The sequence below is a fragment of the Bradyrhizobium valentinum genome (genome assembly GCF_001440405.1).
Taxonomy (GTDB): Bacteria; Pseudomonadota; Alphaproteobacteria; order Rhizobiales; family Xanthobacteraceae; genus Bradyrhizobium; species Bradyrhizobium valentinum.
In genome coordinates this window covers 152,942-163,410 of sequence record NZ_LLXX01000161.1, presented here as the reverse complement: position 1 = coordinate 163,410, position 10,469 = coordinate 152,942, and the positions used below count along the sequence as shown (strand labels likewise).

Below are 10,469 nucleotides of genomic sequence, written 5' to 3'. Positions count from 1 at the left end.
TCTTGGGCGTGGCATCGGCGTGGGAGACCCTCAAAGATGTGCGAATCAACTAGTGCTTTCGCAGGGACGACAGCGTAGGACGACAGCGTAGATTGTGCCCGGCTCACATCGGCCGGTACGCCCGCACATCCGACGGCACGTTGACGCCGAGCTTGATCTGGCCGACCGACTTGATGATGTCGTCGCCGAGCAGTTGCGCGAAGCAGGCGTAGCCCCAGTCGCTCATGTGCAGGCCGTCGGCGATCACGAAGTTCTCGATCGGGATCGCCTGCCGCTCGTGCCAGTCCTTCATCACAGCAAAGCGCGGGAAGACGCCGACCTTACGAAGCTCGGCGGTCTTGTTCAGCAGCTTCATCATCTTGCCGGCGCTTTCCGCGTGCTCGTTGACCCGCGGCGAATATTGCGGATCGATCAGCACGACGTCGGCTCCAACAGCCTGAATGCGCGCGATGCCTTCCTCGACGAGTTTTGCAGTCTCACCCGGATCGAGGTTGCGCAGCACGGCATTGGTTCCGACCTGCCAGATCACCAGATCGGGACGCATATCGATGACGGCGGTCTGCAACCGCTTCATCATTTCCGGCGCGTCCTCGCCGCCCTTGCCCGCGTTGATGACGGAGATGTCGGCCGTCGGATATTGCCGGCGCAACTGCGCGGCAAGCCGGTTGGGATAGTTGAATTCAGGCGAGGTCGCGCCGTAGCCGGCAGTCGATGACGATCCGAACGCGACAATCACCACCGGCTGACCCGCGACGAGCTTGTTTGCGACGCGCGGCAGCGACCCCATCGACTTGGCGGCGCCCTTCGGCGGCAGGCAGGGTACGCGGCTGAAGATGTCGCCGGCCGATTTAGCGACGTCCTTTACCTTGTCGATCGCCTTGCCGGTGATGCCCTTCTGCGCAGTCGGATTCGCCGCGGCTGTCGGCGCTGTCTGCGGCGGAGTGCTTTCAGCAGCAGGCTTCTGTTCGGGCTTGTTGTCAGTCTTGTTATCAGTCTTGGCGTTATCGGACAGCGCCGCCTGCTGGGCGGTCTGCTGCGGGGTCGTCTGGGCACGCAGCGGAAGCACCGAGGCAGGCGTCAACAGCGCCAGGGCCGCGGCGGAGACAGTCAGCAATGTCGACAAACGAAAAGGGCAGTGACGACTCATTAACGCTGGTTCCCTAATTCTGCTGCGCCTGATCGAGGCGGGCCGCATCGAGCACAAATTTCGACAGCGCGCGGCCGAGGCAAGCATGAACCCGTTTGGCCATGTCGGTGCCGTGAAAGGTACTGAACAGGTCGAAATCTCCGGCGTCGTTCCAATGACGCATGATGGCAAACCGGTCGAACAGCGGAACATTATGCTGCTGCGCCACCACGCGCATATTATCTAGGTATGGCGGCGCAGAAATCATCGTTTCCGTTCGCGGGCTGTATTGCAGATTGACCAGAACCACATCGGATCCCGCATTTTGCAGCGCAGCAACTCCCTCTTCGACGGCACCGCGAAAATCGTCGGGATCGACGGATCGCATAGCATCGACGGTTCCCGTCTGCCAGATGACCAAAGTAGGCCTTTTTGCTTCCACCAGCTTAACGAGGTTGGCGTCCACCTCCTCGGCCGACTTGCCGGTCTGCAGTTCTACGGAGAGGTTGATCGGGGTCGAGGGCAGCTTCTCCTTCAGGGCCGCCTGCAGCTTGGCCGGATAGGCGCTGTTTTCGGAGGAAAGGATGGTCGATGACCGGCTCCCCACCACCAGGACGGTCAGCGGCCGGGCGTTCTTGACGGCCTCGGCCACCTTCGGAAGCGTGCTCTCGGTGGAGAGGAGATGGCTTGGGACTTCGCAGGTCTGAGGGGCGGCATCCTGGGCGCGCGCAAAACCGGCGGCTGCAAGACCGGCAAACAGGGTCAGAACCAGCACAGCTCCAGCGCCGGGCCTCATGCGCTTCCTCCCGCCATGTCGGCGTTGCCACCAGCGATTTTCGTTTTCGACGCTCCTTTGTCGGCCGAATGCTTGTACCACGAAATCACCCACGCCACGCCCCACATGATGAGGATTCCGGCAAGGCTGACCAAGGCGTGCGTGAGAGCACCCCCGCCAACTTCGGCCAGCACGAAGTGCCCTGCAAAGGCAAGGAAGATGCCGAGACAGAATATCTCAAGCGAATGCTGGCCACACAGGATCAATGGTCGCAGCCACGGCGATTTCAGGCCCGACCAATCCTTGGGCAGGAAGCGCACGGTGAGCGCCGCCAGCGCCAGGAAATGGGCAAAGCGCAGCACGTCCAGATCCGTCTTGGTGATCGGATACATCCACTGTTCGATCCGCTTCGGCATCAGGAAGCTGAGCTGCGGAATGTGCCAGGTCAGCGTGACGAAGAAGGCGGCCAAGAGATAGGCAATGCAAATCCACATCGTCACCGGCGACGACAGGATGCGGGACATGCGCGCCGCGCCGCCCAGCGCACACCAGGCACCGAACACGAACAGCAGTTGCCAGCAGAACGGGTTGAAGATCCAGAAGCCGCTCGGATAGGCCGTCAGATACCAGTCGAAGTGCCAGGTCAGCGCGTACAGCAGCACCGACAGCGCCAGCGCAACGTCGGCCCGCCACTTCATCAGCCACAGGATAACAGGCAGAAACAGCATCAGCACGATGTAGAGCGGCAGCACGTCCATGTTGACGGGCCGGAATCTCAGGAGCAGCGCCTGGACGATGGTGACGTCAGGCTGCTTGAGAAAATCCATGATGCCCATTTCTTCGCTGTAGAGCGGATTCTCGAAACGGGTCGCGACGTAGGAAATTTCCGCCAGGAAGATCGTGAACAGGAACACATGCGCGACGTAGATCTGCCAGACCCGCCGCATGATGCGCGCAGTGGCCACCACGAAGCCGGCTTCGAGCATCGCGCGGCCGTAGACGAAGGCGGCGGTGTATCCGGAGATGAAGATGAAGATTTCGGTGGCGTCGGAAAATCCGTAATTGCGGATCGTGAACCAGGTCAGGATGTTGGCCGGCAGATGGTCGATGAAGATCAGCCACAGCGCCATCCCGCGAAACAGGTCGAGCCGCAATTCGCGCTCGCCAGCCACCGGCAGCGCAATCGCCGGCGCGGCAGCCGCCGCCTTGGCATCGCTGCGAGACGTTCCGGCAACTGGATCGGCAATGGATGACATCTGGCACCGTTCGTTCAAGTCTTACGCGTGCACTGTCCGGAAAAGATAATATCGGCCCGCAACTTGCGCACAAGATACGTCAACTGAAGGTACGGGCCGGACTGCGCGCGGTTGCGCTCTAGATTGGAACTGTGTTGAAACCGCGATCAAACAAGCGGCAAACCCGGCGGCGTGGCGATTGGTTCCCCCGGCATTCTTGGCTATGATGCGGAACAGGATTTCCGGAAGCTTGCCCGCATGTACCGCGCCGTTACCCGTCAGATCGAAGTCACCGTCGAACCGAACTTCCTCCCCGAGCGCTCGTCGGTCGATCGCGGGCAGTATTTCTGGTCTTACACTATCGTCATCACCAATACCGGCGCAGAGACCGTGCAGCTCCGCACCCGGCACTGGATCATCACCGACGCCACCGGCCGCAAGCAGGAAGTCCGCGGCGAAGGCGTGGTCGGCGAGCAGCCCGTGCTCGCGCCGGGCGAGCGCTTCGAATACACGAGCGGCGTGCCGCTGCCGACCGCGTCCGGCTTCATGACCGGCCGCTACCAGATGGTCAGCGAAAGCGGCGAGCGGTTCGAGATCGACGTGCCGACGTTCTCGCTGGATAGCCCGGATAACAAGCGAGTGTTGAACTAGGGGCATCGCGCGCTTCCCGTCGCCCGCGAAGGGCGGTCATCCAGTACGCAGCGGCCCATCCGCGTCATTGCGAGCGAAGCGAAGCAATCCATTGTGCCGCAAGCGGAGAGGTGGATTGCTTCGCTACGCTCGCAATGACGCTGGAGATAGCGACACATCCACCATCGTCATCCCCGCGCAGGCGGGGATCCAGTACGCTGCGGCCTATCGGTTCAAACATTGGACGTCTCTGCGATACTGGGTCACCCGCCTTCGCGGGTGACGACAAGCGGGCATGGCTTCGCGATCTCGCGACATGAATGCCCGAGGTTTGCTGGAGAACTTCCCGCCCTCTTTGTCAGAGGGCGCAGGGAAGACCGGGTGCTTGCTGCACCCACGGTCTCGCGTGCGATTTGCGCAAACAAAACTGCACACGAGCATACAGGGTTACGGGGTGGGTAAAGGGCAGCGTGCCTATCGTGCGAACTAGCAGTCACGGGAAGCAGCCGAATCGTTTCGCCATTCGGGAAGTACGTTCCCTCTCCCCTTGCGGGGTCCGAGACGAGCGAAGCTCGCTCGTGGGTTAGGGAGAGGGGTGGCCGCAACGGCGGTGCTTGTGGCTTACCCCTCTCCCCAGCCCTCTCCCGCAATGAGGGAGGGAGCGCACCGTCCGTGCGGCGACAGCGTGCGCAATAAACCGCTACTCTTCCACAAACCGCTACTCTTCCACGCCCGCTTCCTGCGGCGTGAACTCATACACCGAGGAGCAGAACTCGCAGGTCACCACCACCTTGTCGTCCTTGACCATTTCGGCACGGTCCTTCGGCGCGAAGCTTTTCAGCATGGCCGACACCGCCTCGCGCGAGCAGGAGCATTGCGCGCGCAGGGGCAGCGGCGTGAACACGCGCACGCCGCGCTCGTGAAACAGCCGGTACAGCAGGCGCTCGCCCGACAGATCGGGATCGATCAGCTCGACATCCTCGACAGTGCCGATCAGCGACTGGCCCTCGACCCAGGCATCATCTTCCGCAACCGAATGCGTTACCGCGCCTTCCGGCGCATCGCCGGGATGCAGGTCGGCCTGCCGCGCGCGCTCCGGCGCCTTCGGCAAGAACTGCAGCAGCATGCCGCCGGCGCGCCAGCGATGTTTTCCGCCGTCGCCGCCGCGCCATTCCTCGCCGACCGCGAGCCGCACGCGGGTCGGGATCTGCTCGGAGCGCAGGAAATATTCATGGGCGGCGTCTTCCAGGCTGCCGCCGTCGAGCGCCACCAGGCCCTGATAGCGGCTCATGTCCTGGCCCTGGTCGATGGTCATCGCAAGATGACCCTTGCCGAGCAGCGCGCCTGAATCCTGGCCGTCCTTCAGCCGCCTCGCATCATATCGCGCATAGGCGCGCAGGCGGTCCGGCGACTGGAAATCCACGATCAGGAACGACACCGGCCCATCGGTCTGCGTCTGCAGGATGAAGCGACCCTCGAACTTCAGCGCCGAGCCGAGCAGCGTCGCCAGCACGATCGCTTCGCCGAGCAGCTTGCCGACCGGCGTCGGATAATCGTGCTTGGTCAGGATATCGTCGAGCGCGGGGCCGAGCCGGGTCAGCCGTCCGCGCAGATCGAGCGCTGCGACCTCGAACGGCAGCACCGCATCATCGACGGGAACGGACGACGGCGCGCGAATGGGCGCCTCGATCGTGATTTTGACGTCTGATTGTGAATCCATGGCGCCTTATCTGGGGTCGGAACATGCAAAACGAAAGGGGTTGACGAGCCGCCGAAACCATCTCCACGCGTCGTCTCTGCGAACACGAACGCAGAGACCCATAACCACAGGGCGTTGTGAGTAAGGCAAGGCGTCAACTACTGCCTTCAATTATCGGGGCCGCGGCGTATGGGTCCTTGCTTTCGCAGGGACGACGGAGAGACCTACGCCACTTCGTTGAAACACCAGGCCAGAATGCCTTTTTGCGCATGCAGGCGGTTTTCGGCCTCGTCGAACACGACCGATTGCGGACCGTCGATCACCTCGTCGGTGACCTCTTCGCCGCGGTGCGCGGGCAGGCAGTGCATGAAGATCGCATCCTTGTTCGCCAGCGACATCAGTTTTTCGTTGACCTGATAGGGCTTCAGCACGTTGTGGCGATGTTCGCCGTCCTTGTCGCCCATCGACACCCAGGTGTCGGTGACAACGCAATCGGCACCGCGGACCGCGGCCTCGGGATCGTTGCCGAGCACGATCGGGGCTTGCGTTGCCTTGATCCAGTCCTTCATCGCCTTGTTCGGCGCAAGCTGCGGCGGGGTCGCGACATTGAGCTTGAACTTGAAACGCTCGGCCGCATGCGCCCAGGACGCCAACACATTGTTGTCGTCGCCGGTCCAGGCCACGGTGCGGCCCTCGATCGGCCCGCGATGCTCCTCGAAGGTCATCAAATCGGCCATCACCTGGCAGGGATGCGAGCGCCGCGTCAGCCCGTTGATCACGGGCACGGTGGCGTGCGCGGCCAATTCCAGCAGCGCGTCGTGATTGAGGATGCGGATCATGATCGCATCGACATAGCGCGACAGCACGCGCGCGGTGTCGGCGATGGTCTCGCCGCGGCCGAGCTGCATCTCCGCGCCCGTCAGCATAATGGATTCGCCGCCAAGCTGGCGCATGCCGACGTCGAACGACACCCGCGTGCGGGTCGACGGGCGCTCGAAGATCATCGCCAGCGTCTTGCCTTCGAGCGGCTTCGTGACCTTTTCGTGCGCCTTCAGCTTCGCCTTCATGGCGGTACTGGCGGCCAGCATGTTGCGCAATTCGCTCAGCGGCAGTTCGCTGATGTCGAGGAAATGACGGACGGACTTGCTCATCATCCGGTCGCCTTCTTCAACGGCGCGCCCGACAGCGCAACGCAGGCGCGTTCGAGCATCTGAACGGACTCGTCGATCTCGGTCTCGGTCACGATCAACGGCGCCAGGAAGCGCACCACATTGTCGCCGGCGCCCACCGTCAGCAGCTTCTGGTCGCGCAGCGCGTTGACGAGATCGCCTGAGGGCACTACGGCCTTGACGCCGACGAGGAGCCCCTCGCCGCGCACTTCCGAGAGCACGGCCGGATAGCGATCGACGACGGAGGCCAGTTTCTGTTTCAGGAGCAGCGACATCTTCTGCACATGGTCGAAGAAGCCGGGCTTCAGCATCACATCGAGCACGGCATTGGCCGCAGCGATCGCCAGCGGATTGCCGCCGAAGGTCGAGCCGTGCGAGCCGGGCGTCATGCCGGAGGCGGCTTCGGCGGTCGCCAGTACCGCGCCGATCGGAAAGCCGCCGCCCAGCGCTTTGGCCAGCGACATCACATCCGGCGTCACGCCGGCGCGCTTGTACGCGAAGAGATCGCCGGTGCGGCCCATGCCGGTCTGCACCTCGTCGAATGCGAGCAAGAGGCCATGCTCGTCGCAGAGCTGTCGCAATGCCTTGAAGAAGGCCTGCGGCGCCGAGCGCACGCCGCCCTCGCCCTGTACCGGCTCGATCAGGATGCCCGCGGTGTGCGGACCGATCGCCTTTTTCACCGCTTCGAGATCGCCGTGCGGCACCTGGTCGAAGCCGTCCATCGGCGGCCCAAAGCCTTCGAGATATTTGGCGGAGCCGGTGGCGGCCAATGTCGCCAGCGTGCGGCCGTGGAACGCACCCTCGAAGGTGACGAGGCGGTAGCGCTCCGGATGCCCCTTCGACGCATGATAGCGGCGCACGACCTTGATCACGCCTTCCATTGCCTCCGCGCCGGAATTGCAGAAGAATACGAGGTCGGCAAAGCTCTGCTCGCAGAGCCGCGCGGCGAGCTTCTCGCCGTCCGGGCTCTTGAACAGGTTCGACATGTGCCAGAGCTTGGTCGCCTGCTCCTGCAGCGCCGCCACCAGGTACGGATGGCAATGGCCCAGCGCGTTCACCGCGACGCCCGAAGTGAAGTCGAGATAGCGCTCGCCATTGGTTGCGACCAGCCACGCGCCTTCGCCGCGTTCGAAGCCGAGATCGACCCTGGCGAAGACGGGGAGCAGATGCGACGTGGCGCTATTGGTCATGGCAATCACTGAAGGTTTGAGACCTGCTTTTGAGACCTGCCGCGGAGCACACGCGTGCATTGGCGCGAAGGCGGCAACAGCCGGTCTTGCGAAAACGAAACGTGCCGCCTCTTAAGGGCGGCACGTGAGAGGCATTCTATGTGGGCCGGGAGCGCTGTCAACACGCCACGGAAGGCCTTTCCTGCGGTGCAAGATGCCCAAAATCCGTAAGATTGCGGTGTGGTGGAAAACACGCAGTTAAATGCCTAGATGTCAGAACATGTGGACGTTCTGGCCCGGACTCTTGCGCCCGAGTCACGCCATATTGTAGCGTTTGGGCTGTCGGGTACGACATCTCGTGCGGCAGTTCTGATCCCTAGAGTCCTTTTTGTGCATGCGTAAACGTTCGGGCGCGGTTAGCGCGCCCGGCGAGGGCTAAGGGATTCTGACCGCAGGGATTTTTGAGACGAGTGACATCGCGGGCGCTGCCCCACGTTGGCCGGCGCGACGCGAAGGGAAGAATACGATGACGGTATTGACCTGGTCCGACGATCGCGTCGAGCAGCTTAAGAAGCTCTGGGAAGCCGGATTATCGGCGAGCCAGATCGCCGCGGAACTTGGAAATGTGACGCGAAACGCAGTGATCGGCAAAGTGCACCGGTTGGGCCTGTCCGGCCGTGCCAAGAGCCCCTCCTCGGCGGCCCCGCGGCAGCGCAAGGCGCGTCCCGCCGCCCAGCAGATGATGCGGGTGTCGCGGCCGGTGTCGCGCGGCAACACCGCGCTCGCGCACGCCTTCGAGGTCGAGATGGAGCCTGATCCGATCGCCTTCGACAATGTGGTGCCGATGAGCCAGCGGCTGTCGCTGCTGGAGCTGAACGAAGCCACCTGCCACTGGCCGGTCGGCGATCCCTCGAGCCCGGAATTCTTCTTCTGCGGCGGCAAGGCGCTCACCGGACTGCCCTACTGTGCCCACCATTCGCGCATCGCCTACCAGCCCGCCGCCGACCGGCGGAGGCAGCAGCCGAAGCAGACGCGGTAAGGGCGCGGGGATTATCTCAACGACGTCGTCCCTGCGAAACGCAGGGACCCATAACCACAGGTGCATGTGGTTATGCTGAGCTGGAGCTCCAGCTTTTTCAACAATCAGGATTTGTGGTTATGGGTCCCCGCATTCGCGGAGACGACGGCTGAGTTTGCTGAGACAACAGCAGAGCGTTACGGCTCCACCTTCGCAAAGCGATCATCCAGCGCATATCCCGCGCCGCGGACGGTACGGATCGGGTCCTGCTCGCGGCCGGGGTTGAGCAGTTTGCGCAGGCGGCCGATGTGAACGTCGACGGTGCGTTCGTCGATATAGATGTCGCGGCCCCAGACGCTGTCGAGCAACTGCTCGCGGCTGAAGACGCGGCCGGGATGCTCCAGGAAAAATTCCAACAACCGGTATTCGGTCGGGCCGAGATCGATCTGGCGGCCCGAACGCGCGACGCGGCGTTTCTCGCGATCGAGCTCGATGTCGCCATAAGTGAGCACGGTGGCGAGCCGCTCGGGGCTCGCCCGCCGCAACAGGCCCTTCACCCGCGCCAGCAGTTCCGGCACCGAGAACGGCTTGACGATGTAGTCGTCGGCGCCGGTCGCAAGCCCGCGCACGCGCTCGCTCTCCTCGCCGCGCGCCGTCAGCATGATGATCGGTAATTGCTTGGTCTCGGGTCGGGCGCGGAGCCGGCGGCACAGTTCAATGCCAGACAGGCCCGGCAGCATCCAGTCGAGCACCACAAGATCGGGCACCCGCTCCTTCAGCCGCGTATCCGCATCGTCGCCGCGGGCGACGGTTTCGACATCATAACCTTCGGCGTCGAGGTTGTAGCGCAACAGCGTGGTCAGCGCTTCCTCGTCCTCGACCACCATAATGCGCGCGCTCATTCTGCTTTCCTCAAGTATTAGGTACGGTGGTAGCAAACGTCGTCATGTCGCCCTTCGGGCGCTGGTCAAGAATTTGCTGGCCTTCGATCATGTAGAACACGGTTTCGGCGATGTTGGTGGCGTGATCGCCGATCCGCTCGATATTCTTGGCGCAGAACATCAGGTGGATACAGAACGAGATGTTGCGCGGATCTTCCATCATATAGGTCAGGAGTTCGCGGAACAGCGAGGTGCAGATGGCGTCGACTTCCTCGTCGCCCTTCCACACCGCCATCGCCGCCGGCAGATCGTGCGCCGCATAGGCGTCCAGCACCGACTTGACCTGCGACTGCACCAGATCGGTCATGTGCTCCAGGCCGCGCATCAGCTTCAAGGGCTGGAAATCGTTCTCCAGCGCCGAGACCCGCTTGCCCATGTTCTTGGCGAGGTCGCCGATCCGCTCCAGATCGGTGGCGACGCGCATGGCGCCGACGATCTCGCGCAAATCGATCGCCATCGGCTGACGCCGTGCGATGGTCAGCACCGCGCGCTCCTCGATCAGATGCTGCAGGCGGTCGATCTCGACGTCGGTCGCAACGACCCGCTTGCCGAGTGGGATGTCGCGGCGGACCAGCGCGTCGACGGATTCGGTGATCATGCGTTCGACCATGCCGCCCATCTCGGCGACCAGACGGGTCAGTTCCTGAAGGTCGCTGTCGAACGCCTTGGCGGTGTGCTCGGATGCCATCTGTTATCTCCTTAAATCA

At 63.0% G+C, this 10,469-nt stretch carries 10 protein-coding genes; 2 read left to right on the top strand and 8 right to left on the bottom strand.

Going from position 1 to position 10,469, the window contains the following annotated elements; translation table 11 throughout:
* Positions 1 to 103: 103 nt before the first annotated feature.
* Genes CP49_RS28990 through CP49_RS28980 form a run of 3 tightly spaced genes read right to left on the bottom strand, consistent with a single transcriptional unit; the run spans position 104 to position 3,157 of the window.
* The gene (locus CP49_RS28990; protein WP_057853535.1) at positions 104 to 1,147 is read right to left on the bottom strand and encodes an SGNH/GDSL hydrolase family protein; all 1,044 of its coding nucleotides are present in this window, start codon (positions 1,145 to 1,147) and stop codon (positions 104 to 106) included.
* 13 nt (positions 1,148 to 1,160) lie between these two features.
* A complete protein-coding gene (locus CP49_RS28985; RefSeq protein ID WP_156438723.1) occupies positions 1,161 to 1,922 on the bottom strand; it encodes an SGNH/GDSL hydrolase family protein in 762 nt (253 codons plus the stop codon).
* Positions 1,919 to 3,157, bottom strand: coding sequence for an OpgC domain-containing protein (locus CP49_RS28980; RefSeq protein WP_057853534.1), 1,239 nt, complete (start codon positions 3,155 to 3,157; stop codon positions 1,919 to 1,921). The genes CP49_RS28985 and CP49_RS28980 overlap by 4 nt, the downstream gene beginning before the upstream one ends.
* Before the next feature lie 237 nt (positions 3,158 to 3,394).
* Between CP49_RS28980 and apaG the strand changes: the two genes are divergently transcribed.
* Complete coding sequence (apaG, locus tag CP49_RS28975) at positions 3,395 to 3,787, top strand: Co2+/Mg2+ efflux protein ApaG (RefSeq protein WP_057853560.1); 393 nt, start codon at positions 3,395 to 3,397, stop codon at positions 3,785 to 3,787.
* A 697-nt stretch (positions 3,788 to 4,484) separates the two neighbouring features.
* On the opposite strand, the gene CP49_RS28970 is transcribed toward apaG, so the two are convergent.
* The 3 genes from CP49_RS28970 to CP49_RS28960 all read right to left on the bottom strand — a co-directional run bounded on the left by CP49_RS28970 (position 4,485) and on the right by CP49_RS28960 (position 7,824).
* Positions 4,485 to 5,486, bottom strand: coding sequence for an Hsp33 family molecular chaperone (locus CP49_RS28970; RefSeq protein WP_057853533.1), 1,002 nt, complete (start codon positions 5,484 to 5,486; stop codon positions 4,485 to 4,487).
* A 203-nt stretch (positions 5,487 to 5,689) separates the two neighbouring features.
* A complete protein-coding gene (gene argF, locus CP49_RS28965) occupies positions 5,690 to 6,616 on the bottom strand; it encodes an ornithine carbamoyltransferase (RefSeq protein WP_057853532.1) in 927 nt (308 codons plus the stop codon).
* Positions 6,616 to 7,824 carry an aspartate aminotransferase family protein gene (locus CP49_RS28960; protein ID WP_057853531.1) on the bottom strand — a complete coding sequence of 403 codons (1,209 nt, stop codon included), beginning with the start codon at positions 7,822 to 7,824 and terminating at the stop codon, positions 6,616 to 6,618. The genes argF and CP49_RS28960 overlap by 1 nt, the downstream gene beginning before the upstream one ends.
* A gap of 505 nt (positions 7,825 to 8,329) precedes the next feature.
* Between CP49_RS28960 and CP49_RS28955 the strand changes: the two genes are divergently transcribed.
* A complete protein-coding gene (locus CP49_RS28955) occupies positions 8,330 to 8,842 on the top strand; it encodes a GcrA family cell cycle regulator (protein WP_057853530.1) in 513 nt (170 codons plus the stop codon).
* A 176-nt stretch (positions 8,843 to 9,018) separates the two neighbouring features.
* Here CP49_RS28955 and phoB read toward each other — a convergent pair whose 3' ends face one another.
* Complete coding sequence (gene phoB, locus CP49_RS28950; RefSeq protein WP_057853529.1) at positions 9,019 to 9,723, bottom strand: phosphate regulon transcriptional regulator PhoB; 705 nt, start codon at positions 9,721 to 9,723, stop codon at positions 9,019 to 9,021.
* Between the two features lie 10 nt (positions 9,724 to 9,733).
* Complete coding sequence (gene phoU, locus CP49_RS28945) at positions 9,734 to 10,450, bottom strand: phosphate signaling complex protein PhoU (protein WP_057853528.1); 717 nt, start codon at positions 10,448 to 10,450, stop codon at positions 9,734 to 9,736.
* Positions 10,451 to 10,469: the final 19 nt, after the last annotated feature.